This is a genomic window from Streptomyces sp. NPDC029041, assembly GCF_040637515.1.
Taxonomy (GTDB): domain Bacteria; phylum Actinomycetota; class Actinomycetes; order Streptomycetales; family Streptomycetaceae; genus Streptomyces.
Map to the genome: position 1 here is coordinate 120,181 of NZ_JBEZWO010000007.1, position 22,907 is coordinate 143,087.

21 protein-coding genes are annotated in these 22,907 nt (G+C 71.1%); 13 read left to right on the forward strand and 8 right to left on the reverse strand.

The genetic code is table 11. The features are described 5' to 3' along the window. Positions 1-6: 6 nt before the first annotated feature. The 4 genes from AB0F04_RS19195 (at position 7) to AB0F04_RS19210 (ending at position 2,918) form a co-directional block, all read left to right on the forward strand. Positions 7-690 (forward strand): helix-turn-helix transcriptional regulator, encoded by a 684-nt coding sequence (locus tag AB0F04_RS19195; protein ID WP_362043519.1) that lies wholly within the window; start codon positions 7-9, stop codon positions 688-690. Next, the gene (locus AB0F04_RS19200; protein WP_362043012.1) at positions 687-1,667 is read left to right on the forward strand and encodes a pyridoxal-phosphate dependent enzyme; all 981 of its coding nucleotides are present in this window, start codon (positions 687-689) and stop codon (positions 1,665-1,667) included. Before AB0F04_RS19195 ends, AB0F04_RS19200 begins: the two co-directional genes overlap by 4 nt. Positions 1,668-1,727: 60 nt before the next feature. After that, complete coding sequence (locus AB0F04_RS19205; RefSeq protein WP_053673613.1) at positions 1,728-2,087, forward strand: cupin domain-containing protein; 360 nt, start codon at positions 1,728-1,730, stop codon at positions 2,085-2,087. Positions 2,088-2,213: 126 nt separating this feature from the next. Continuing rightward, positions 2,214-2,918 (forward strand): SDR family oxidoreductase, encoded by a 705-nt coding sequence (locus tag AB0F04_RS19210; protein ID WP_362043014.1) that lies wholly within the window; start codon positions 2,214-2,216, stop codon positions 2,916-2,918. Here AB0F04_RS19210 and AB0F04_RS19215 read toward each other — a convergent pair whose 3' ends face one another. Together AB0F04_RS19215 and AB0F04_RS19220 are read right to left on the reverse strand one after the other, a co-directional pair. Then, complete coding sequence (locus tag AB0F04_RS19215; protein WP_362043015.1) at positions 2,919-4,277, reverse strand: VWA domain-containing protein; 1,359 nt, start codon at positions 4,275-4,277, stop codon at positions 2,919-2,921. Then, positions 4,274-5,131 carry a MoxR family ATPase gene (locus AB0F04_RS19220; RefSeq protein WP_362043017.1) on the reverse strand — a complete coding sequence of 286 codons (858 nt, stop codon included), beginning with the start codon at positions 5,129-5,131 and terminating at the stop codon, positions 4,274-4,276. Before AB0F04_RS19220 ends, AB0F04_RS19215 begins: the two co-directional genes overlap by 4 nt. Before the next feature lie 146 nt (positions 5,132-5,277). Between AB0F04_RS19220 and AB0F04_RS19225 the strand changes: the two genes are divergently transcribed. Then, positions 5,278-5,850, forward strand: coding sequence for a TetR/AcrR family transcriptional regulator (locus AB0F04_RS19225; RefSeq protein WP_362043019.1), 573 nt, complete (start codon positions 5,278-5,280; stop codon positions 5,848-5,850). 51 nt (positions 5,851-5,901) lie between these two features. Here AB0F04_RS19225 and AB0F04_RS19230 read toward each other — a convergent pair whose 3' ends face one another. From AB0F04_RS19230 to rhaI, 6 genes are all read right to left on the reverse strand, one after another. Beyond that, on the reverse strand, positions 5,902-6,537 hold the full coding sequence (locus AB0F04_RS19230; protein ID WP_362043021.1) for a lactate utilization protein C: 636 nt from the start codon (positions 6,535-6,537) through the stop codon (positions 5,902-5,904). Continuing rightward, positions 6,534-8,012 carry a LutB/LldF family L-lactate oxidation iron-sulfur protein gene (locus tag AB0F04_RS19235; RefSeq protein ID WP_362043023.1) on the reverse strand — a complete coding sequence of 493 codons (1,479 nt, stop codon included), beginning with the start codon at positions 8,010-8,012 and terminating at the stop codon, positions 6,534-6,536. The genes AB0F04_RS19230 and AB0F04_RS19235 overlap by 4 nt, the downstream gene beginning before the upstream one ends. Continuing rightward, complete coding sequence (locus AB0F04_RS19240) at positions 8,009-8,764, reverse strand: (Fe-S)-binding protein (RefSeq protein WP_362043025.1); 756 nt, start codon at positions 8,762-8,764, stop codon at positions 8,009-8,011. Before AB0F04_RS19240 ends, AB0F04_RS19235 begins: the two co-directional genes overlap by 4 nt. Before the next feature lie 70 nt (positions 8,765-8,834). Continuing rightward, positions 8,835-10,271, reverse strand: a complete 1,437-nt coding sequence (locus tag AB0F04_RS19245) for a rhamnulokinase family protein (protein ID WP_362043027.1) — start codon at positions 10,269-10,271, stop codon at positions 8,835-8,837. Continuing rightward, entirely contained in the window at positions 10,268-12,307 is a 2,040-nt protein-coding gene (locus AB0F04_RS19250) for a bifunctional aldolase/short-chain dehydrogenase (RefSeq protein ID WP_362043029.1), read from the reverse strand. The genes AB0F04_RS19245 and AB0F04_RS19250 overlap by 4 nt, the downstream gene beginning before the upstream one ends. Positions 12,308-12,412: 105 nt before the next feature. After that, the gene (rhaI, locus tag AB0F04_RS19255; protein WP_362043031.1) at positions 12,413-13,573 is read right to left on the reverse strand and encodes an L-rhamnose isomerase; all 1,161 of its coding nucleotides are present in this window, start codon (positions 13,571-13,573) and stop codon (positions 12,413-12,415) included. Positions 13,574-13,834: 261 nt separating this feature from the next. Between rhaI and AB0F04_RS19260 the strand changes: the two genes are divergently transcribed. The 8 genes from AB0F04_RS19260 (at position 13,835) to AB0F04_RS19295 (ending at position 22,863) form a co-directional block, all read left to right on the forward strand. Continuing rightward, on the forward strand, positions 13,835-15,352 hold the full coding sequence (locus tag AB0F04_RS19260) for a sugar ABC transporter ATP-binding protein (RefSeq protein WP_362043033.1): 1,518 nt from the start codon (positions 13,835-13,837) through the stop codon (positions 15,350-15,352). Next, the gene (locus AB0F04_RS19265) at positions 15,349-16,389 is read left to right on the forward strand and encodes an ABC transporter permease (protein ID WP_362043035.1); all 1,041 of its coding nucleotides are present in this window, start codon (positions 15,349-15,351) and stop codon (positions 16,387-16,389) included. Before AB0F04_RS19260 ends, AB0F04_RS19265 begins: the two co-directional genes overlap by 4 nt. Next, a complete protein-coding gene (locus tag AB0F04_RS19270) occupies positions 16,382-17,374 on the forward strand; it encodes an ABC transporter permease (RefSeq protein WP_362043037.1) in 993 nt (330 codons plus the stop codon). The genes AB0F04_RS19265 and AB0F04_RS19270 overlap by 8 nt, the downstream gene beginning before the upstream one ends. 105 nt (positions 17,375-17,479) lie before the next feature. Then, on the forward strand, positions 17,480-18,565 hold the full coding sequence (gene rhaS / locus AB0F04_RS19275; RefSeq protein WP_362043039.1) for a rhamnose ABC transporter substrate-binding protein: 1,086 nt from the start codon (positions 17,480-17,482) through the stop codon (positions 18,563-18,565). Positions 18,566-18,581: 16 nt separating this feature from the next. Then, positions 18,582-18,902 (forward strand): L-rhamnose mutarotase, encoded by a 321-nt coding sequence (locus AB0F04_RS19280; protein ID WP_362043041.1) that lies wholly within the window; start codon positions 18,582-18,584, stop codon positions 18,900-18,902. Between the two features lie 16 nt (positions 18,903-18,918). Next, a complete protein-coding gene (locus AB0F04_RS19285) occupies positions 18,919-20,343 on the forward strand; it encodes a BNR repeat-containing protein (RefSeq protein ID WP_362043043.1) in 1,425 nt (474 codons plus the stop codon). Between the two features lie 84 nt (positions 20,344-20,427). Next, positions 20,428-21,453, forward strand: a complete 1,026-nt coding sequence (locus tag AB0F04_RS19290) for a LacI family DNA-binding transcriptional regulator (RefSeq protein ID WP_362043045.1) — start codon at positions 20,428-20,430, stop codon at positions 21,451-21,453. A gap of 108 nt (positions 21,454-21,561) precedes the next feature. Continuing rightward, positions 21,562-22,863, forward strand: coding sequence for an alpha/beta fold hydrolase (locus AB0F04_RS19295; protein ID WP_362043047.1), 1,302 nt, complete (start codon positions 21,562-21,564; stop codon positions 22,861-22,863). Positions 22,864-22,907: the final 44 nt, after the last annotated feature.

Sequence of the window (22,907 nt, forward strand, 5' to 3'; positions counted from 1 at the left end):
GTGGGCATGGGCAACGATCCGAACGCCGAGCGGGACGCGATCCTCGCCGCACTGAAACCCGTCGTGGACGGGATCGCCGCGACCTTCGGGCCGGTCTGCGACGTCGTGCTGCACGACTACCGGGATCCCGAGCATTCGGTGGTCGCGGTGGCCGGAGCGGTGACGGGGCGCGCGGTCGGCGGCGCGATGAGCGAGATCGGCATGCGCGTCCTCGCCCGCGGCGACGAGGCGTCCGACGAACTGAACTACGTCACCCGCACCCGCAACGGCGCGGTGACGAAGTCCTCCACGATCGTGCTGCGGGACTCCACGGGAGCCGTGTTCGGCGCCCTGTGCGTCAACGTGGACGTCGGCGCGGTCACGCAGGTCCACGGCCTGCTCGGCGCACTCGCCGGAGTCGGCGCCGCCGCTCCGGCGGAGCTCCCGACGACCACCTTCGGCAACGACATCGACTCCGTGGTCGACGCCCTCGTCGACGCCCACCGCTCGCAGCAGCGGGGCAGCTGGGCGGAGCTCGACCGCGCGGAGCGGGTGGAACTGTTCGGCGGCCTGGACACCCGCGGGGTCTTCGCCGTGCGCGGCGCCGTCGAACAGGTCGCCGCCCGGCTCGGCATCTCCCGTGCCTCCGCCTACAACTACCTGTCCCGGGCCCGGGCCGCCCACGACACTCCCACCGGAGGATCCGCGTGACGACCACCACCCCGCCGGTCACCCTCGACGACGTCCGGGACGCCGCCGCCCGGCTCGAGGGCGTCGCCCACCGCACACCCGTGCTGCGCTCCCGCACCCTCGACGCGCTCGCCGGAGCCGAGGTCTTCCTCAAATGCGAGAACTTCCAGCGGGTGGGCGCCTTCAAGTTCCGGGGCGCCTACAACGCCGCCTCGCGCCTCACCCCCGAGCAGCTGTCCCGGGGCGTCGCCGCCTACTCCTCCGGCAACCACGCCCAGGCCGTCGCCCTGGCCGCCCGGGAGCTGGGCACCACCGCCGTCATCGTCATGCCGGAGGACGCCCCGCCCTCGAAGCGGGCCGCCACCGCCGGCTACGGCGCCGAGATCGTCACGTACGACCGCTACACCGGAGACCGCGTCGCCGTCGCGGAGGCCCTCGCCGCCGAGCGCGGCCTCGTCCTCATCCCGCCCTACGAGCATCCGCACGTCATGGCCGGGCAGGGCACGGCCGCCCTCGAACTCCTGGAAGAGGTGGGGGAGCTGGACGCGTTGCTGACGCCGGTCGGCGGTGGCGGGCTGATGGCCGGCAGTGCGACGGCGGCCAAGGGGCTGCACCCCCGCATCCGCGCCGTCGGTGTCGAACCGGAGGCCGGGGACGACACCAAGCGCTCGCTGCAAGCGGGCCGGCGCGTCAGCATCCCGGTCCCGCACACCATCGCCGACGGCCAGGCCCTGCACACGCCGGGAGAGCTGACCTTCTCGGTCAACCGGCGGCTCCTCGACGAGGTCGTCCTGGTCACCGACGACGAGATCCGGGACGCGATGCGTTTCGCCTTCGAGCGTCTGAAGATCGTCGTCGAGCCGAGCGGCGCCACCCCGCTGGCCGCGCTGCTCACCGGCCGGGCGGGCCCGCTTCCCCCTCGGGTCGGCGTCGTCATCTCCGGCGGCAACATCGACGCCGGACGCTTCGCCGAGCTCTGCGGCGCTGTCGCCCCCTGAATGGCGCTGCCCGCGGGGCGGACGGACGATGGAAGCAAACCCTCACCGAGGAGGAGCGTCATGCTTGAGGTGAAGACGCTCGACAAGCCGGACGAGCGGCGCGATTACCCCCGAGGCCACCTGGAAGCCGTCCACATGACGGGACTGGACTTCGCCGTGGCCACCTTCGAACCGGGCTGGCGGTGGTCCGAGTCCGTGGCCCCGATCGCGGGGACGGACAGCTGCCGGATCCACCACAACGGCTATGTCGTCTCGGGTCGTATGCACATCCGCATGGACGACGGCGCGGAGAGCGAAGTGGGACCCGGCGACGTGTTCGTCTGCGCGCCCGGCCACGACGCCTGGGTCGTCGGCGACGAGCAGTGCGTGGTGTACGACTTCGCGGGCAGCATGGCCAAGGAGTACGCCAAGAAGGACTAGCGCGGCCTCCACCTCCACCTTCTTCAGCCGGCCACCCGGCCTCCCTTGCCCTTGGAAACCGATCGGTTTACGCTTCCCGACACGGGAAACCGATCGGTTTCCAAGCTGTGCGACAAGGGAGATCCCATGACCGCCATCGAAGGTTCCGTCGCCCTGGTCACCGGCGGCAGCCGCGGCATCGGCCGGGCGCTGGTCGAGGCCCTGTACGAACGGGGCGCGCGGAAGGTGTACGCCACCGCCCGCGACCCGCGCACCGTCACGCACCCCGACGCCGTGCCGCTGGCCCTGGAGGTGACCGACCCCGCGTCCGTCGCGGCGGCGGCCGGGCGGGCCGGGGACGTCACCCTGCTGATCAACAACGCCGGCGCGTCGGTGAACGCGAACTTCCTCGACTCGCCCGTCGAGGACGTCCGGCGCGAGTTCGAGACCAACTTCTACGGGCCGCTCCTGGTGACCCGGGCCTTCGTCCCCGTCATCGAGGGCAACGGCGGCGGCCACATCCTCAACGTCCACTCCGTGCTGTCCTGGATCGGCCTGGCCGGGTCCTACAGCGCCTCCAAGGCAGCGTTCTGGTCGCAGACCAACTCGCTGCGCCTGGACCTGAAGCCGCGCGGAATCGACGTCACCGGCCTCCACGTCGGCTACGTCGACACGGACATGACCGCCGGGGTCGACGCCCCCAAGTCCTCGGCCCGCTCCGTCGCCGCCCAGGCCCTCGACGGCATCGCGTCCGGCGCCTACGAGGTCCTGGCCGACGACCTCTCACGGCAGGTCAAGGCCGGTCTCGCGGCCGACCCGGCCGCCCTCTACCCGCAGCTCGCCGCCGCCTGATCACACCGGCAGCAGCCGGGCCACCAGGGCGCTCAACTGCCGGGCGTTGCGGCACTCGTGCATCTCGACCAGCTCGGCGTAGGCGGGCGCGACGGAGTCGCCCGTGCCCCAGCGGGAGCGTTGCTCGGGGTTCAGCCAGTGGACGCGGCGGGCCCGCTCGGCGATCTGCCGCAGGGCGGGCAGATTCGGGTCGCTCCGGTTCGTACGGGCGTCACCGAGGACGAACACGGTCGTGCGGGAACCGGCCGCGTCCGCGTACCGCTCGGCGAACTCGCCCAGGGCCATGCCGTAGTCACTGCTTCCGTGATAGCCCGTGACGGCCGCCTCCGCCTGGATACGGGTGCCGAGCCCTTCCGGATCGGCCCGCCCGTGCTCCAGCAGACCGGTCACCTCGTCGATCCGGTTGACGAAGGCGAACACGCGCACCTTGCTGAACTGGTCGTGCACCGCCTGCACCAACAGCATCGTGAAGTCGGAGAAGCCGGAGACGGACCCCGACACATCGCACAGCAGCACCAGCTCGGGGCGTGCGGGGCGCCGTGCGCGCAGCACCGGCTTCATCGGCACTCCGCCCGTCGACAGCGAGCCGCGCAGGGTCCGCCGCAGATCGATCGCACCCCGGGAAGCGCGACGGCGCCGGGCCGCCAGCCGGGTCGCGAGCTTGCGGGCCAGGGGCTGCACCGTTCTGCGCAGCTCGGCGAGCCGGTCCTGCCCGGCGAACAGGAAGTCGACCCGGTCCGCGGTCGGGGCCACCGCCCGCCGGGCGATCTCGTCCCGGCCGCGCCGCTCGGCGACCCGCCGCCTCGCCTCAGCGGCCACCAGGGCGCGGAAGGCGTCGATGCGCCGCCGGATCTCGTCCTCCAGCAGCCGGTCCGCGAACCCCTGCCTCCCGCCCTGGCCCCGCATGTCGTCACGCACCCGGGCCAGCAGGGTCTGCGGCCGCAGCCGTTCGAGTGCCTGGTACGACGACCAGCCGTCCGACTCCGGCGAGGAACCGTAGCCGCCGAAGCCGTCGACCGCCTCGATCGCCAGCCGGCCCAGCATCGCCCGGTCGTCGGCGGCCAGCGCGTCGGCCAGCCGGTCCCGCAGGTCCTCGCGGCCCGCCGCCCGCTGCTCCGGGCCGCCGACACCGCGCGGGAAGTACAGGTCGAAGACCGGGTCGAACACCTGTCGTTGCGCGGGCCCGTGCAGCAGCGTCGCCGCGAGCCCCTCGCGCAGCAGCTCCCGGTCCGCGAGGCCGAGTTCCGCGACCGCCCGTGCCGCGTCGACCGTCTCGCCGGTGCCGATCCGCACCCCGTGCGCGCGCAGGGCCCCGACCAGCGACGTCAGCCGCTCGGCGACGCCCGCCGACGTCGTCACAGGGCGTCCAGGTCGAGCTTGGCGGACGCCTTGAGGACGTCGTCCTGATGCTTGAGGAGCACGCCGAGCGTGGCCTGCACGACCGTCTCGTCCAGCGACTCGGCGCCGAGTGCGAGCAGGGTGTGCGCCCAGTCGACGGTCTCGGCGACCGACGGCACCTTGCGCAGGTCCATCGCCCGCAGCGCACCCACGACCCGGACGACCGAGCGGGCCAGCGTCTCGTCGAGCCCCGGCACCTTCAGCCGTACGATCCTGCGCTCCAGCTCCTCGTCGGGGAAACCGATGTGCAGGAAGAGGCACCGGCGGCGCAGCGCCTCGGACAGCTCCCGGCTCGCGTTGGAGGTGAGGACGACGAAAGGCCGGCGCGTCGCGGTGATGGTGCCCAGCTCGGGCACGGTCACCTGGAAGTCGCTGAGCACCTCCAGCAGCAGGCCCTCCACTTCGACGTCGGCCTTGTCGGTCTCGTCGATCAGCAGCACCGTCGGGTCGTCACCGCGGATCGCGGTCAGCAGGGGCCGGGTGAGGAGGAACTCCTCGCTGAAGATGTCCGTACGGGCCTCGTCCCACGTCTCGTCGCGGCCCGCGCTGATGCGCAGCAGCTGCTTGGCGTGGTTCCACTCGTACAGCGCCCGGGACTCGTCGACCCCCTCGTAGCACTGCAGGCGCACCAGGCGGGCTCCGGCCACCTCGGCGACGGCCTTGGCGAGCTCCGTCTTGCCGACGCCGGCCGGGCCCTCCACCAGGAGCGGCTTGCCGAGGCGGTCGGCGAGGAAGACGGTCGTGGCGACGGCGGGGGAGGCGAGGTAGCCGGTCTCGGCGAGGCGTACGGAGACGTCGTCGACGGATGTGAACAACGGTGGCCTCCAGGACGGCGGCGGGGGTGGACGGGCAGGGCACTATCTAAGCGCTTGTTCACCCACGCTGTCACGGGGTTCCTGCCCGGGACCGACGGTAAAACCGATCGGTTTCCCGCAGGCGCGCGGCGCGCTACTCTCCCTCTATGGCCACAACCGACAAGGCGTCCACCCGGGACCGGCTCCTCGACGCGGCGGGCGAGCTGTTCTACCGCGAGGGCGTCTCCCTCGGCGTCGAGACCCTGTGCCGCAGCGCCGGGGTCTCGAAGCGGTCCATGTACCAGCTCTTCGGAAGCAAGGACGAGGTCCTCGCGGCGAGCCTGGCCCGGCAGCTCCCGGCGTACGAGGAGCGGCTGGCGCCCGGACCGCAGGAGGAGAGCGGCAGCCCCCGTGCGAGGATCCTGCACGTCTTCGAACGGCTGGAGAAGGCCTCGGCCGAGCCCGCCTACCGCGGCTGCCCCTATCTCGCCGCGCTGGTCGAGCTGAAGGACCCCGAGCACCCGGCGAGCGCCGTCGCCCGCGGAGCCAAGGAGGGGCTGCTGGGCTTCTTCCGTACGCAGGCCGCGGAGGGAGGGGCGCGGGACCCGGAGTTGCTCGCCCGTCAGCTGATGCTCGTCTTCGACGGGGCCAGCGCCCGGGCCGGGGCGGGGATCGAGACGCTGGACGGCCTGACCACGACCACCGTGACCGCCCTGCTGGACGCCTCCGGCACCGGCTGACAGGGCAGGACCGACAGCGACCCGATCCTGCCCCGAGCCCGGAGGCGGGGGTCAGTCCTCGCCGACCAGGATCACCTCCAGTGTGCGCGGACCGTGCACCCCCTCGACGCGGTCCAGTTCGATGTCACTGGTGGCCGACGGCCCGGAGATCCACGTCAACGGGCGCCCCGGATCGAGGCGTTCGAGCCCCTGCGGCACGGACGACACGACCTGGCCCGGCACCCGCACCACGCAGATGTGATGGTCGGGGACGAGAGTGATGCGGCGGCGGCCCTGGTCGGGCGAGCCGTCCAGCACGATGGTGCCGGTCTCGGCGATCGCCACCGCGCAGGCGGTCACCACGCTGTCCACCCGGTCCAGTTCGTCCGGGGTGCTCTCGGCCCGGTCGGGCACCCGCCTCACCCCGGTCGCCGTCAGCCACTCCTCGTCCAGCCCGGGCGGCACCAGCACCGACGCCGACCCGTGCTGCTCCAGCAGCCCCGCGATCAGGGCGGCCAGCCCGCCGGCGTCCGTGCGGTGCACGAGCGCCCGGTAGTCCGCCAGGTTCTCGGCGAGCAGCTCCACCGTCTCCGCGACGGTCCGCCGCCCGTGCTCGCGCAGGTAGTCCCGCGCGATCGGCGCCTCGTCCGCCGGTGCGTCCGCGAGCGCGCGCCGCACCCGTCCCAGGATCCGTTCCCTGCTGTTCACCTGTCCCCGTCCTTCCCGCCGTGAGTCCGCTGCCACCAGTCCCGGAACGGTTCGGCGGGCACCGGCGGCAGATCCCGGGTCCCGCTCCAGGCCCGGCCCGGGCCGGGCAGCGTCCGCGGGTGGAAGCGGCGGGTCCGGGAGGCGGCGCGCTGGCCGGCGCGCAGCGCCCCCGCGTGCGTGAACGCCCAGCGTGCCGCACGCATCGCCGCCCGCTCGGCGGCATGCCCCTTCGCGGGCCGCAGCACCACCTTGTTGCCCTGGCGCGTGACCTCGCCGCCCTGCACCACCCGCTCCCGCAGGTGCACCAGCACCTCGGGGATGTCGATGGCGACCGGGCACACCTCGTAGCACGCCCCGCACAGCGACGAGGCGTACGGCAGTGAGGCGTCGATCTCGCTGCCCGTGCCCCGCAGCTGCGGGCTGAGGATGGCACCGATCGGACCCGGATAGACCGAGCCGTAGGCGTGGCCGCCGGCCCGTTCGTACACCGGGCACACGTTGAGGCAGGCCGAGCAGCGGATGCAGCGCAGTGCCTGCCGGCCCACCTCGTCGGCGAGGGTGTCGGTGCGTCCGTTGTCCAGCAGCACCAGATGGAAGGTGCTCGGGCCGTCCTGATCGGACGTGCCGGTCCAGGTGGACGTGTACGGGTTCATCCGCTCCGCCGTGGAGGAGCGGGGGAGTGTCTGCAGGAAGACCTCCAGGTCCCGCCACGTCGGCACGATCTTCTCGATGCCGACGACCGAGATCAGCGTCTCGGGCAGGGTCAGGCACATCCGGCCGTTGCCCTCGGACTCCACGACGACCAGGGTGCCCGTCTCGGCGACCATGAAGTTGGCGCCGGAGATGCCGACCTTGGCCCGCAGAAACTTCTCCCGCAGGTGCAGACGGGCGGCCTCGGCGAGTTCGGCCGGTCGGTCGGTCAGGCCCTCGGGGGCGGGGCGGCCCCACTCGCTCATCTCACGGGCGAAGATGTCCCGGATCTCGCCCCGGTTGCGGTGGATGGCCGGGACCAGGATGTGCGAGGGCCGGTCCTTCCCCAACTGCACGATCAGCTCGGCCAGATCGGTCTCGTAGGCGTGGATGCCCGCGGCCTCCAGGGCCTCGTTGAGACCGATCTCCTGCGTGGTCATCGACTTGACCTTGACGACCTCCGACTCGCCGGTCATCTTCACCAGCCGGGTGACGATCTCGTTGGCCTCGTCCGCGTCGGCGGCCCAGTGCACGATGCCGCCCGCGGCCACCACCGACTCCTCCAGCTGCACGAGGTAGTGGTCGAGACGGCGCAGGGTGTGGTCCTTGATCCGTTTGCCCGCCTCGCGCAGCTCGGCCCAGTCGGAGACCTCCGCGACGGCCGCGGCCCGCTTGGCCCGGATGGTGTGCGTGGCGTGCCGCAGGTTGCCGCGCAGGGTCGGGTTCCCGACGGCCGCCCGCGCCGCCTCCGGAAACGCCGGCATACCGAGATACGTCCCGCTCATACGACCGGTTCCTCCTCCGTGCTCGCCAGGATCTCCGCGAGGTGCACCGGCCGCATACCGGTCCGCAGCCGGGTCATCGTCCCGCCGATGTGCATCAGGCAGGAGTTGTCGGCCGCGCACAGCACCTCGGCGCCCGTCGACTCGGCGTTGCGCACCTTGTCGGTGCCCATCGCCGCCGAGACGTCGGAGTTCTTCAGGGCGAAGGTGCCGCCGAACCCGCAGCACTCCTCCGCGCCCGGCAGTTCGACGAGCTCCAGCCCCTTCACCGCCTGCAGCAGCCGCCGCGGCCGCTCGCCGAGTCCGAGTCCGCGCAGCCCGTGGCAGGTCGGGTGGTAGGTCACCTTGTGCGGGTAGTACGCCCCGACGTCCGTCACGCCCAGCACGTCGACCAGGAACTCCGTGAGCTCGTACGTCTTCGGCACCACCGGCGCCAGCGTCGCCGCGAGGGTGTCCCCACGGCCTTCCGCCCGGGCCCGCTCGCCCATCCGCGGATACAGCTCCCGCACCATCGCCCCGCACGACCCGGACGGTGTGACGATCGCCTCGTACGCGCCGAATACATCGGAGAAATGCCGGGCGAGAGGCTCGGCCTCATGGCGGTACCCGGTGTTGTAGTGCGCCTGCCCGCAGCAGGTCTGCGCCATCGGGAAGTCGACTTCGACACCCAGCCTGGCCAGCAGTTTCACCACGGCGCGTCCGGTGGACGGATACAGCGTGTCGTTGACACAGGTCAGGAACAAGGCGACACGCATCGCGGCTCCTCGTGCTCGGTCATCGGATGAGTGCAGCGTAACCCGGGTGGGGAGGCCCACGGGAGCCCCCTCAGTTCGTGGTGAGCCGAGCCTGTGCGGCGCCCCACCGCTCGGTCCCGCCGCGCGGTTCGTACCGGGTGAGCGGCTGCGTGTTCACGAGCAGCCGCCGCATCCCGGCCAGGTCACCGACCAGGCCGTGCGCCCGCGCCTGCACCAGGACGTTCCCCAGGGCCGCCGCCTCGGTGGGTCCGGCCACCACCGGCAGGCCGCACGCGTCGGCGGTGAGCTGGCACAGCAGGGCGTTGCGCGTGCCGCCCCCGACCACGTGCACCACGTCGACCGGGTGCCCGGCGAGCCGCTGGGCGTCCTGGACGGCCCTGCGGTGCGCGAGCGCGAGGGAGTCGAGGATGCAGCGGGTCACCTCGGCCGGCGACTCGGGCACCGGCTGCCCCGAGACACGGCATGCCCCGGCGATCCGCTCCGGCATCCGGCCGGGCGCGAGGAACGCCGCGTCGCCCGCGTCCACGACCGACCGCAGCGCCGGAACCCTGGACGCCTCCAGCAGCAGCGCGCCGAGATCCGGGTCGCCCCAGGCCCGTACGCACTCCTGGAGCAACCACAGCCCCATGATGTTCCGCAGATAGCGGACGGTGCCGTCCAGCCCCAGCTCGTTGGTGAAGTTGGCGGCCCGGCTCTCCTCGGTCAGCACCGGCGCTTCCAGCTCCAGACCGGCCAGCGACCAGGTGCCGGTGCAGATGTAGGCGAACCGCTCACCCGCCGCGGGGACGGCGGCGACCGCCGACGCGGTGTCGTGCGACCCGACGGCCGTCACCGGCACGGGACCGCTCAGCCCGGTCTCCTCCAGCACCTCGGGCCGCAGCAGGCCCGCCGGATCGCCCGGTTGCCGCAGTGGAGCGAACAACTCCAGGTCGATGCCCAGCCGTTGCGCGATGTCGTACGACCATGTGCGGGTGCGGGGATCGATCAGCTGGGTGGTCGAGGCGTTGGTCAGCTCGGTGCCCTGCTCGCCCGTGAGCCAGTACGTGAGCAGATCGGGGATCATCAACAACCGCTGCGCACCCCTGAGTTGATCGGCGGCGAGCTGGTAGAGCGTGTTGAAGGGCGCGTACTGCAGGCCGGTTGCCGCGTAGAGCTCCGCTGCGGGGACGGTGGCCCAGACCTTCTGGGCGATCCCCTCGGTCCGGGAGTCCCGGTAGTGCACCGGGTTGCCGAGCAGAGCGCCGTCCGCGTCCAGCAGCCCGTAGTCCACGGCCCAGCTGTCGATCCCTACGGAGTCGACCTGCCCCGCGGCCCTCAGCCCGTCCAGGACACCGCCGTACAGCGAGAGGATGTCCCAGCGCAGGCCCTCCGGGACTTTGACCGGGCGGTTCACGAACCGGTGGGCCTCGGTCAGCTCCAGGCTGTCGGGTCCGACCCGGCCGACCATGACGCGCCCGCTGGACGCGCCGAGATCGACCGCGGCGTACGCCTTCACGGCCGCGCTCATCGCAGGAACGCGGCCGCGACGCCGGCGTCGACCGGGACGTGCAGACCGGTCGTGTGGGTGAGGTCCCCGCCGGTCAGCGCGAAGACGGCGTTGGCCACGTGCTCGGGGAGCACCTCGCGCTTGAGGAGGGTCCGCTGGGCGTAGAACTCACCCAGCTTCTCCTCCTCGACCCCGTACACGGCGGCCCGCTGGGCGCCCCATCCACCGGCGAAGATCCCCGAGCCGCGCACCACGCCGTCCGGATTGACGCCGTTGACGCGGATGCCGTGCTCGCCCAGCTCGGCCGCGAGCAGCCGCACCTGGTGGGCCTGGTCGGCCTTGGTGGCGGAGTAGGCGATGTTGTTGGGCCCGGCGAACACGGCGTTCTTGGAGGCGATGTAGACGATGTCGCCGCCCAGCTGCTGGGCGATCATCACCCGGGCCGCCTCCCGCGATACCAGGAAGGAGCCGCGGGCCATGATGTCGTGCTGGAGGTCCCAGTCCTCGGCGGAGGTCTCCAGCAACGGCTTGGAGACCGAGATGCCCGCGTTGTTGACGACGAGGTCGACTCCGCCGAAGGCCAGCACGGCCGCCCGGAACGCCCCGGCGATCTGCTCCTCGGAGGTGACGTCCACCGTCACGGCGACGGCCTTGTCGGGCCCGCCCAGCTCCTCGGCGACGGCGGCGGCGTTCTCACCGTTCAGGTCGGCGACGACGACACACGCGCCCTCCGCCACGAGCCGGTGCGCGATCGCCTTGCCGATTCCGCTCCCGGCACCCGTCACCAGCGCCACCCGGGTCGCCAGCGCCTTCGGCTTCGGCATCCGCTGCAGCTTGGCCTCCTCCAGCGCCCAGTACTCGATGCGGAACTTCTCGGACTCCTCGATCGGCGCGTAGGTGGAGACGGCCTCCGCCCCGCGCATCACGTTGATGGCGTTGACGTAGAACTCGCCCGCCACCCGGGCGGTCTGCTTGTCCTTGCCGAAGGAGAACATGCCCACGCCCGGCACCAGCACGATCGCCGGGTCGGCGCCGCGCATGGCGGGGGAGTCGGGCAGGGCGTGCCGCGTGTAGTAGGCGGCGTACTCCTCGCGGTACCCGGCGTGCAGCTCCCTCAGCCGGGCGATCGCCTCGTCGAGCGGCGCGCTCGGCGGCAGGTCCAGCACCAGCGGCCGGACCTTGGTGCGCAGGAAGTGGTCCGGGCAGGAGGTCCCGAGCGCGGCGAGCCGCGGGTGCTCGGCGCGCGCGAGGAAGTCGAGAACGGCCTCGGAGTCGTCGAAGTGCCCCACCTGAGGCCGGTCCAGGGAGGCGATCGCCCGCACGTACGGGGCGAGAGCGGCGGCCCGCTCCCGCCGCTCCGGGGCACTCGGCGCGGCATAGCCCTCGATCACCGGCCCGAAGGGCTCGGCCTTGCCCCGCTCGGCCAGGAACTTCTCGGCGGTCCGGATGATGTGCAGCGAGTTCCGCTCGCACTCCTCGGAGGTGTCACCCCATGCGGTGATCCCGTGCCCGCCGAGAACACAGCCGACGGCCCGCGGGCTGGCCTCCTTCACGGCGGCGATGTCCAGACCCAGCTGGAATCCGGGCCGCCGCCACGGCACCCAGACCACGCTGTCCCCGAAGCACTCGGCGGTCAGCTTCTCCCCGTCGGCGGCACAGGCCAGCGCGATCCCCGAGTCCGGGTGCAGATGATCGACGTGCGCGGCCCCGACCAGTCCGTGCATGGCGGTGTCGATGGACGGAGCGGCCCCGCCCTTGCCGTGCCGGCAGTAGTCGAACGCGGCGACCATCTCGTCCTCGCGTTCGACACCCGGATAGACGTCGACGAGCGCCCGCATCCGGTCCAGCCGCAGCACGGCGAGCCCTGCCTCGGTCAGCGTCCCGAGATCACCCCCGGACCCCTTGACCCACATCAGCTCGACGTCCCCACCGGTGACGGGGTCGGTCCCGGTGCCCTTGGCGGAGGCATTGCCCCCGGCGTAGTTGGTGTTCCGAGGATCGGAGCCGAGCCGGTGCGACCGGGCGAGCAGAGCGTCTGCTTCGGGATGAACAGCCATGAACAGTTCCTTTGCAAGGGAGAGTGTGTGTCTCAGGGGCGCGGGGAACTGCGCGATCGACCACGGTCGACCCGCACCCCGCAGGCAGCAGATCCAGGCGGACGCCTACGCGCCCCACCCCGCCTGCTGCCCGCCGACCCGCTCGGCAACGATCTTCTCGGCCCACCCGGACGCCTTGTACGCGGCGATCGGGTTCGCGTCCAACCCCATCTCGCCCCGGACCTCCGCGAGCAACGGCCGCACGTCCGTGTTGTACGCGTCCATGATCACGGCATTCGCCCCGAGCACGTCACCGGATGCCTGTGCATCGGCCAGAGCGACGCGGTCGATCAGCAGCGCCTTCGCCGTCGCCTCCTGCACGTTCATCACCGACCGGATGATCGCCGGGATCTTCGCCTCGATGTTGTGACACTGGTCGAGCATGAACGCGACCTCGGGCGAGAACCCACCGCCCCGCACGACCTCGTACATGATCCGGAACAGCTGGAACGGATCCGCCGCCCCGACCATGAGGTCGTCGTCCGCGTAGAACCGCGAGTTGAAGTCGAACCCGCCGAGCTTGCCCTCCCGCAGCAGCGTCGCCACGATGAACTCGATGTTGGTCCCCGGCGCGTGATGCCCCGTGTCGACGACGACCTGCGCCTTCGGCCCGAGCTTCAGGCAATGGGCGTAGGCGGTACCCCAGTCCGGCACGTCCGTCGTGTAGAACGCCGGCTCGAAGAACTTGTACTCCAGCAGCATCCGCTGCCCGTCACCGAGCCGCTCGTAGACCTCGGCCAGGCCCTCGGCCAGCCGGTCCTGCCGCCCCCGGATGTCGTCCTGGCCGGGATAGTTCGTCCCGTCGGCGAACCACAGCTTCAGATCCGTCGAGCCCGTCGCATCCATGATGTCGACGCACTCCAGCAGATGATCGACGGCCTTCCGCCGCACGGAGGCCTCCGGATGACAGATGCTCCCCAGCTTGTAGGCGTCGTCCTGGAACGTGTTGGAGTTGATCGCCCCGAGTTTCACGCCCCGCTGCTCGGCGTGCTTCGCCAGCGCCCCGTAGTCGTCGACCTTGTCCCACGGGATGTGCAGGGCCACCGTCGGGGCGACCCCGGTGAACTCGTGCACCTTCGCCGCGTCGTCCAGCTTCTCGAACGGGGTGCGCGGCACGCCCTGCTGCGCGAAGACCTTGAACCGCGTGCCCGAGTTCCCGTACGCCCACGACGGCGTCTCGACGGCCTGTGTCTTGAGAGCGGCCTTCGCCGCGGCGAGCTCGGTCACGTCAGGCTCCTGTGACATGGGGTCGTGACGACCACTGAATGAAACGATTCAGGACGCGAAGCTATGGGCCCCCCGTAGGGGTGTCAACCCCTCTGGTCGAGGTGTTTTCCCGTGACCCATGCGTGACCTTCTGTCCTCGAAACTTTTTCGACCAGAACCCATTGACGTGACATGCGCGGCCCGCCTAACGTCCCGGCAACCAAGTTGAAACCTTTCACGACGCCGAGAGGGCCGTCCCGCCGGCGTCGTCGAGGAGCCCTCATGACCCACCCGTCCACCACGGGTCCGGCCCCGGTTCTCGCTCTGAAGGACGTCTCCAAGTCCTTCGGCGCGGTCCGCGCACTGCGGGACGTCTCCCTGGAGCTCTTCCCCGGGGAGGTGCACGCGCTCGCCGGTGAGAACGGTGCCGGCAAGTCCACCCTCATCAAGACCCTCGCCGGCGTGCACCGGCCGGACACCGGCCAGGTGCTGCTCGACGGTGCGCCCGTCGCCTTCCACGGACCCGGTGACGCCCGCGACGCCGGCATCGCCGTGATCTACCAGGAGCCCACGCTCTTCCCCGACCTGTCGATCGCCGAGAACATCTACATGGGCCGCCAGCCGCGCCGCGCCCTCGGCCGGATCGACCACAAGGCCACCCACAACGCGACGGCCGCCCTCATGGAGCGCCTCGGGGTCGAACTCGACCCCGACCGGCCCGCCCGCGGCCTGTCCATCGCCGACCAGCAGATCGTCGAGATCGCCAAGGCCCTCTCCTTCGACGCCCGCGTCCTGATCATGGACGAACCCACGGCCGCCCTCACCGGCAGCGAGGTCGCCCGCCTCTTCGGCGTCGTCCGCACCCTGCGCGACCAGGGCGCCGCCGTGCTGTTCATCTCCCACCGGCTGGAGGAGATCTTCGAGATCTGCCGGCGGGTCACCACTCTGCGCGACGGCGCCTGGATCGCCAGCGAGCCCCTGGACGGCATGACCGAGGACGACCTCGTGCGCCGCATGGTCGGCCGCGACCTGGACGAGCTCTACCCCAAGCAGGACGTGACGCCGGGCGAAGTCGCCCTGAGCGTGCGCCGGCTGACCCGCGAGGGCGTCTTCACCGACGTCTCCTTCGAGGTCCGCCGGGGCGAGATCGTCGGTCTGGCCGGGCTCGTCGGCGCCGGGCGCACCGAGGTCGCCCGCGCCGTCTTCGGCATCGACCGCTGGGACGCCGGCGAGGTCTCCGTCCACGGCGAGGCCCTCGTCAACGGCGCGCCCTCGGCCGCCATGGCCGCCGGACTCGCCCTGGTCCCCGAGGACCGGCGCGCCCAAGGCCTGGTGATGGACATGTCCATCGAGCGGAACATCGGGCTGACGGGCCTGCGGACGACGGTGAAGGCCGGGCTGGTGGACCGCGGCGCCGAGCGCAGCCGCTCCCTCGACTGGGCCGTCAGGCTCCAGGTCAAGTACGCCCGGATCGCCGACACCGTCAACACGCTGTCCGGCGGCAACCAGCAGAAGGTCGTGCTCGCCAAATGGCTGGCCACCGGCCCCAAGGTGCTGATCGTCGACGAGCCGACCCGCGGCATCGACGTCGGCACCAAGGCCGAGGTGCACCGGCTGCTGTCGGAACTCGCCGCCGACGGCGTGGCCGTCCTGATGATCTCCTCCGACCTGCCCGAGATCCTCGGCATGGCCGACCGCGTGCTGGTCATGCACGAGGGCCGGCTCACCGCCGAGATCCCACGCTCCGACGCCACCGAGGAAACCGTGATGGCCGCAGCCACCGGGAGGGCCGCCGCATGACGGTCGTGACCCCGCAAGAGGCCCCCGTGGCCGACGTGCCCAAGTCGAGCGGCACCCGGCTGGCCGACCGCGTCTTCAGGATGCGCGAACTCGCCATCCTGGTCGTCTTCCTGGTGATGATCGGCGTCACCCAGGCCGGCAACAGCCAGTTCCTGTCCGAGCAGGGCATCAAGGACCTGCTGCTGAACGCGACGATCCTCGTCCTCGTCGCCACCGGCCAGTCCCTGGTCGTCATCACCCGCAACGTCGACCTGTCCGTCGGATCCACGCTCGGCATCAGCGCGTTCGCCGCCGGAACGTATCTCCAGGGCGGCGGCGACTCCGTCGTGGCCATCGCGCTGGCGGTGCTGCTCGGCATCGGATGCGGACTGCTCAACGGACTGCTCGTCAGCCTCGGCCAGGTGCCCGCGCTCGTCGTCACCCTCGGCACGCTGTACATCATCCGCGGCATCGACTCCATCTGGGTCGGCTCCCGCCAGATCACCGCGGCCGATCTGCCCGGCGGATTCGTCGACTTCGGCTCCGGCGGCATCTCGGCGGTGCCGTACCTGGCGCTGATCGCGCTGGCGGTGCTCATCGCCACCGCCTACTACCTCAAGCACTTCGCCAGCGGCCGTGAACTGTACGCGCTCGGCTCCAACCCCGAGGCGGCCCGCCTCGCCGGCATCCCCGTCCGCAAGCGGATCCTCGCCGCCTACACCTTCTGCGGCGCCCTCGCCGGACTCGCCGGCGCGATGTACCTCGCCCGCTTCGGCAACGTCGACTCCGGCACCGGAAACGGCTACGAACTGACCGTCGTCAGCGCGGTCGTGGTCGGCGGCGTCGTCTTCACCGGCGGCTCCGGCAGCGTCTACGGCGCGGCCCTCGGCGCGCTGCTGCTGACCTCCATCAACAGCGTGCTGCCCGCCCTCGGCGTCAGCTCCGTGTGGGTGCTCGCGATCAACGGCATCCTGCTCATCCTCGCCATCGCGGTCGACCGGATCGTAGCGCTGCGCGTGGCCTCCGCCCTGAAGAAGAGGAACGCCCGCCATGGCTGACATCTCCCTGAGCCGAGCGGTCCGCTGGTCCGCCTTGAAAAGGTGGGATTCCGCCGTGGGCGCCCTGCTCGTCGTGGTGCTGCTGCTCTCCTTCGGAGCCGTCGACGGGTTCGGCAACGCTCTCAACCTGTCCTTCCTGATCGGCAACACCCTGCCCATCGCGCTGATCGCGCTGCCGATGACCCTGCTGGTGGTCTCCGGCGAGATCGACCTGTCGGTCGCGTCCACGGCCGGTCTGTCCGGTGCCGTGATGGGCGCCCTGTGGAACCAGGGCATGGCCATCGAGACGATCATCCCGATCTGCCTGCTGCTGGGTGTGGTGTGCGGGCTGGTCAACGGACTGCTGGTGACCCGGCTGGGGCTGCCCTCCCTCGCCGTCACCATCGGCACGCTCGCCGCCTACCGGGGCATCGCGCAGATCGTGCTCGGATCCGACGCGGTGACCGACTTCCCCACGCAGTACCTGGACTTCGCCGCCGGGCGCATCGGTGACACCTTCATCCCCTACGCCCTGCTGCCCTTCCTCGTCCTGCTCGCCATCGCCGTGGTCGCGCTGCACGCCACGCCGTTCGGGCGGTCGCTGTTCGCGATCGGTGCGAGTGAGGAAGCCGCGCGGTTCGCCGGGATCCGGGTCAAGCGGCAGAAGCTGATCCTCTTCACGCTGACCGGGCTGATGGCCTCGCTGACCGGGATCTTCTGGGCGCTGCACTATGCGAGCGCGCGGTATGACAACGCCACGGGTCTCGAACTCTCCGTCGTGGCGGCCGTGTTGCTCGGCGGTATCGACTTCGACGGGGGCAAGGGCACGTTGGGTGGTGCGATCGCCGGGGTGTTTCTGCTCGGGGCGCTGCAGAACGTGATGAGCCTCCAGGATGTCTCGGCGCAGTCGCAGATCGTCGTGACCGGTGTGTTGCTCGTGCTTTCCGTGCTCGGGCCGCGGGTGGCTCGGCAGATCGCCGTTCTGCGTGCTCAATCGTCCGGCTGACCGGCCGGCCGTGGCTGGTCGCGCCCACGCGGCGGAGCCGCAAATCGGTACAGCCCCGCGCCCCTGAAGGGGCGCGTCCCTCAACCTCGTTCAAAGGAATTCGCCATGCGTAAGTCAACCCTCCGCCGCAGCTGCGCGGCCCTCGCCACCGCCACCTCTCTCGCCCTGGCCCTCACCGCCTGCGGCGGCGGCACCACCAAGAAGGACGTGGCGAACGAAGGCGCTTCCGCCGCCACCGCCGGCAAGGCCGACCCGAACGCCGCCACCAAGAAGGGCCTCACCGTCGGGTTCCTGCCCAAGCAGGTCAACAACCCGTACTTCACCAGTGCCGACAAGGGCGGCGAGAAGGCGCTGAAGGAGCTGGGGTCCGGCTACAAGGAGGTCGGGCCGTCCAGCGCGACGGACACCGCCGGGCAGGTCAGCTACGTCAACACGCTCACCCAGCAGCAGGTCGACGCGATGGCCGTGTCCGCGCAGGACCCGGGCGCGCTGTGCACCGCGCTCAAGCAGGCCATGAAGAACGGCATCAAGGTCGTCACCTACGACTCGGACACCACGCCCGGCTGCCGCAACGCCTTCGTCTCGCAGGCCTCCGCCGAGGACCTGGGCCGCACCGAGGTGCAGCTGCTCGCCAAGCAGATCGGCTACAAGGGCGAGATCGCGATCCTGTCCGCCGCGCAGACCGCGACGAACCAGAACACCTGGATCGACTTCATGAAGGACGAGCTGAAGAAGCCCGAGTACAAGAACATGAAGCTGGTCAAGACCGCGTACGGCAACGACGACGCCCAGCAGTCCTTCCAGCAGACCCAGGGCCTGCTCCAGGAGTACCCGAACCTGAAGGGGATCATCTCCCCGACCACCGTCGGCATCAAGGCCGCCGCCCAGTACCTCTCGGGCTCCAAGTACAAGGGCAAGGTCAAGCTGACCGGCCTCGGCACCCCCAACGACATGCGCAAGTACGTCAAGAACGGCACCGTCGAGGCGTTCGAGCTGTGGGACCCCGCGAAGCTCGGCGAACTGGCCGCCCGCACGGCCGTCGCCCTGTCCTCCGGGCAGATCACCGGCAAGGAGGGCGAGACCTTCAAGGCCGGCTCCATGGGCGAGTACACCATCGGCAAGGACGGCGTGATCAGCCTCGGCAAGCCGACCGTGTTCGACGCCAAGAACATCGACCAGTTCAACTTCTAGTCCTGGAGAATCGTTGATGCAGCGCGTGTGCTTCCTGCTGAAGGTCCGGGCGGACCGCCTCGACGAGTACCGCGAGCGGCACGCCGCGGTGTGGCCCGAGATGCTCCAGGCGCTCTCGCGGACCGGCTGGCACAACTACTCGCTCTTCCTGCGCGAGGACGGGCTGCTCGTCGGCTACCTGGAGACCGAGGACTTCGAGGCCGCCCGGGCCGGCATGGAAGCCACCGACGTCAACGCCCGCTGGCAGGCGGAGATGGCGCCGTTCTTCGAGTCGCTGGACGGCGCCCGGCCCGACGAGGCCATGAAACCGCTCACGGAAGTGTTCCACCTCGCATGACGATGGAGTCCACGAGATGCACAGACGTACCTTGCTGGCCGCCGCCCTCGCGGGAGCAGTGGTGACCCCCGCCTTCGCCGCCGGCACGGCACGGGCCGCCGATCCCGGCCCGTCGGTCACCCGGACCGGCACCACCACGCTCGACGCCCAGGCCCTCTTCTTCGTGTCCTACGACGGGCTGGTCAACAACAACGCGTTCCAGAAGAACGGCCTGCTGACCTACAAGGGCTACCAGTACGCCGTCTGGTACACCGCCGACCGCAACGCCGTCGTCGGCCGCCGCGCCCTCGGTGCCGGTTCCTGGTCGACCGTGAAGGTCGGGCACACCCTGCGGTACAACGACTCCCACAACGTCATCTCCATGGGCGTCTCCAAGGCCGACGGCCGCCTGCACCTCAACATGGACTCCCACAGCGACGGCTTCACCTACGTCAAGTCGGTCGCCGGGCTCATGGACAACCCCGGGGGTCTGAGCTGGACCGCGAGCCGCTTCGGCGCGCCCCAGTCCACGCTCGACGGCCTGGCGCTGACCTCACAGTTCACCTACCCCCAGTTCGTCTCCACCCCGGACGGCAAGCTCCAGCTGAGCTACCGCGTCGCCGTCTCCGGCAACGGCCGCAACGCCCTCGCCGAGTACGACGGCACGAAATGGACCAACCTCGGCGAGTGGTCCGCCTCCACCGGCACCTACACCAGCGAGCACGGCTCCTCCACCGCCCGCAACATGTACCTGCACGGCATCGACTACGACCGCAACGGCCGGCTGCACTCCTTCTTCACCTGGCGCGAGCAGAACGGCGCCGTGATGTGCAACGGCGGCGGCATCACCAACCACGACACCGGCTACGTCTACTCCGACGACCGGGGCCGCACCTGGCGCAACAACGCCGGAACCGTCGTCGGCGTCACCGGAGGCTCCGACAAGGTGTCCGTGACCGACGCCGGCCTGGTGATCGACCCGCTGAACCCGGACCACTCCCTGATGAACCAGGAGAGCCAGTTCACCGACTCCACGGGCCGGCCGCACGCGATCATCTCCTACGTCCCGGGCCGCTTCGGCCAGTGCACCACGAACTACGTGGCGGACCGGACCGCCAACGGCAGGGCCTTCCACGTCCGCAAGAACGCCTCCGGCACCTGGCAGAAGACCGAGATACCGGTCCCGCTCAACTCCAGCCAGCGCACCAAGCTGATCCTGGACAAGTACGACAACGCCTACGCGGTCTTCCCCTTCGGCCGGATCGCCGCGGCCTCCGCCGCCTCCGGGTACACGGACTGGAGGATCCTCTTCGACGGCAGCGGACTCAACGCCTTCGGCGAGGTCGTCATCGACGAGACGCGGGTCGCGCAGGACGGGGTGCTGTCCTTCATGTACCAGGAGAAGTCCAGCGGCACGACGCCCTCGGCGCTGCACGTGACGGACTTCCGCCTGCCCGCCTGACCGCATCCGGTTCCCGGGGCGGCATGCCGGTAATGTGAGGCCGCCCCGGCCGCCCCCTCGTCCCCCTCTGGAGGTCCCTGCCCGATGGCCCAGTCGGTGGGTATCAAGGACGTCGCCCGCGTCGCCGGAGTCTCCGTCGGCACGGTCTCGAACGTGATCAACCGCCCGGACACGGTCGCGACCGAGACCCGGGCCCGGGTGCTGTCCGCGATAGACCGGCTCGGGTACGTCCGCAGCGAGTCCGCGCGCCAGCTGCGCGCGGGCCGCAGCCGCATCATGGGGCTGCTCGTCCTCGACATGGGCAACCCCTTCTTCGTCGACGTCGCGCGCGGAGCCGAGCGCGCCGCCCGGCAGGCCGGACTCGGCGTCATGGTCTGCAACAGCGCCCAGAACCCGGGCGAGGAGGCCGAGTACCTGTCGCTCTTCGCCGAGCAGCGGGTGCGCGGCGTGCTGCTCACCCCGGCCGACGCGACCGGCCGCAACATCGAGACGTTCCGCCGGCACGGCATCCCGTTCGTCCTGGTCGACCGGGTCGCCGAGGGCACCACCGAGTGCTCGGTCTCCGTCGACGACATCGCGGGCGGGGCCCTGGCCGTACGCCACCTCGTCGACGCCGGGCACCGTTCGATCGCCTACGTCAGCGGTCCGCCCGGCCTGAACCAGGTCAGTGACCGCCGCACCGGCGCCCTCCAAGCGCTCGCCGAGGCCGGGCTCGGCCCCGACGCGCTGCGCGAGCTGCCGACCGAACGGCTGGACGTCGCCGCGGGACGGGACGCCGGGGCCCGGCTGCTCGGGCTCGCCGACCGGCCCACCGCCGTCTTCTGCGCCAACGACCTGCTCGCCCTCGGTGTCCTGCAGGCCATGTACGCCGCCGGTGTCGGCGTTCCCGACGACCTCGCCATCGTCGGCTACGACGACATCGAGTTCGCCGCCGCGGCGGCCGTCCCGCTCACCTCGGTGCGGCAGCCCGCCGTCACCATGGGTGCCCTGGCCGCCGACCTGCTCCTGGAGGAGACGGAGGAGGAGGGCGCGGCGCGCACACACGAACACCGCAGGGTCGTCCTGCAGCCCGAGCTGGTGGTCCGCCGCTCCAGCCTGTCCGCCCGCTGAGCCTGAACAGCCGTTCAGCAGGGTTTCATGATCGAGGGGCTCACTCACGGGCGATCCTTGTGATGAACTGGGACGCGGCCCGAAAATCCGTCCGTCCCGGGAGCCCTGTTGACCGTCAGCTACCGCCAGCCAGGAGTCCTCCTCACCGACCGCCGCTTCACCGTCCCCCTCGACCACGGCCGCCCCGACGGCGAGACGATCGAGCTGTACGCCCGTGAGGTCGTGGCGAGCGACAAGGCGTCCCAGGAACTGCCCTGGCTGCTCTACCTCCAGGGCGGACCCGGCTTCGGCGCCGACCGGTCCGTCGGACGGCCGGGCTGGCTCGGCAGGGCGCTGAAGGAGTACCGCGTCCTGCTCCTGGACCAGCGCGGCACCGGCCACAGCACTCCCGCGAACCGCCAGACCCTCCCGCTGCGAGGCGGCCCGGCCGAGCAGGCCGACTACCTCACGCACTTCCGGGCCGACGCGATCGTCCGCGACTGCGAGGCCGTCCGAGCGGAACTCACCGGCGGCGAGCCCTGGACCGTCCTCGGCCAGAGCTTCGGCGGCTTCTGCGTGACCTCGTACCTCTCCCTCGCCCCCGAGGGTCTGGCCACCGCTGTCATCACCGGCGGGCTGCCCTCTTTGGACGCCCACGCCGACGACGTCTACCGGGCCGCGTACCCGCGCATCGAACGCAAGGTCACCGCCCACTACGCCCGCTACCCGCAGGATGTTGAACGCGCCCGCCGTATCGCCGACCACCTGCTCCACCACGACGTGGTCCTGCCGAACGGCTACCGGCTCACCGTCGAGGCCTTCCAGTTTCTCGGCATCATCCTCGGCACCGGAGACGGCACCCACCGCCTCCACTACCTCCTCGAGGACGCCTTCGTCCGCACCCCGCAGGGCATGACGCTCTCGGACGCCTTCCAGGAGCAGGTGCAGGCCATGCTCTCCTTCGCCCGCCACCCGCTGTACGCCCTGGTCCATGAGTCGATCTACGGCCGGGACGCCCGGCCGACGGCCTGGTCGGCCGAGCGGGTCCGCGCCGAGTTCCCGCAGTTCGACGCCGCCAAGGCCCTCGCCGGTGACGAGCCCCTGCTGTTCACCGGGGAATCGATCCACCCCTGGATGTTCGACTGCGACCCGGCCCTGCGCCCGCTGCGCGAGACCGCCGAACAGCTCGCCGCCCGTACCGACTGGACGCCCCTGTACGACCCGGCTCGCCTCGCCGCCAACACGGTGCCGGTGGTGGCGGCCGTCTACCACGACGACATGTACGTCGACACGGCCCACTCCCTGCGCACCGCCCGCGCGATCCGGGGTGTGCGCACGTGGATCACGGACGAGTTCGAGCACGACGGCATCCGCGTCGGCGGCTCCCGCGTCCTGGACCGGCTGCTGGCGCTGGCGCGGGACGAGGCGTGATGCCGTGCCGTACGCCCCGTGACGCCGGTGGCGCGGACTAGTCT

What these genes read in the sequence shown, in the direction of transcription:
- AB0F04_RS19290 (WP_362043045.1), top strand. Translation starts at nt 20,428, where the DNA reads ATGGCCCAGTCGGTGGGTATCAAGGACGTCGCCCGCGTCGCCGGAGTC.
- AB0F04_RS19205 (WP_053673613.1), top strand. Translation starts at nt 1,728, where the DNA reads ATGCTTGAGGTGAAGACGCTCGACAAGCCGGACGAGCGGCGCGATTAC.
- AB0F04_RS19195 (WP_362043519.1), top strand. Translation starts at nt 7, where the DNA reads ATGGGCAACGATCCGAACGCCGAGCGGGACGCGATCCTCGCCGCACTG.
- AB0F04_RS19270 (WP_362043037.1), top strand. Translation starts at nt 16,382, where the DNA reads ATGGCTGACATCTCCCTGAGCCGAGCGGTCCGCTGGTCCGCCTTGAAA.
- rhaS (WP_362043039.1), top strand. Translation starts at nt 17,480, where the DNA reads ATGCGTAAGTCAACCCTCCGCCGCAGCTGCGCGGCCCTCGCCACCGCC.
- AB0F04_RS19280 (WP_362043041.1), top strand. Translation starts at nt 18,582, where the DNA reads ATGCAGCGCGTGTGCTTCCTGCTGAAGGTCCGGGCGGACCGCCTCGAC.
- AB0F04_RS19235 (WP_362043023.1), bottom strand. Translation starts at nt 8,012, where the DNA reads ATGAGCGGGACGTATCTCGGTATGCCGGCGTTTCCGGAGGCGGCGCGG.
- AB0F04_RS19285 (WP_362043043.1), top strand. Translation starts at nt 18,919, where the DNA reads ATGCACAGACGTACCTTGCTGGCCGCCGCCCTCGCGGGAGCAGTGGTG.
- AB0F04_RS19245 (WP_362043027.1), bottom strand. Translation starts at nt 10,271, where the DNA reads ATGAGCGCGGCCGTGAAGGCGTACGCCGCGGTCGATCTCGGCGCGTCC.
- AB0F04_RS19240 (WP_362043025.1), bottom strand. Translation starts at nt 8,764, where the DNA reads ATGCGTGTCGCCTTGTTCCTGACCTGTGTCAACGACACGCTGTATCCG.
- AB0F04_RS19250 (WP_362043029.1), bottom strand. Translation starts at nt 12,307, where the DNA reads ATGGCTGTTCATCCCGAAGCAGACGCTCTGCTCGCCCGGTCGCACCGG.
- AB0F04_RS19265 (WP_362043035.1), top strand. Translation starts at nt 15,349, where the DNA reads ATGACGGTCGTGACCCCGCAAGAGGCCCCCGTGGCCGACGTGCCCAAG.
- AB0F04_RS19225 (WP_362043019.1), top strand. Translation starts at nt 5,278, where the DNA reads ATGGCCACAACCGACAAGGCGTCCACCCGGGACCGGCTCCTCGACGCG.
- AB0F04_RS19260 (WP_362043033.1), top strand. Translation starts at nt 13,835, where the DNA reads ATGACCCACCCGTCCACCACGGGTCCGGCCCCGGTTCTCGCTCTGAAG.
- AB0F04_RS19210 (WP_362043014.1), top strand. Translation starts at nt 2,214, where the DNA reads ATGACCGCCATCGAAGGTTCCGTCGCCCTGGTCACCGGCGGCAGCCGC.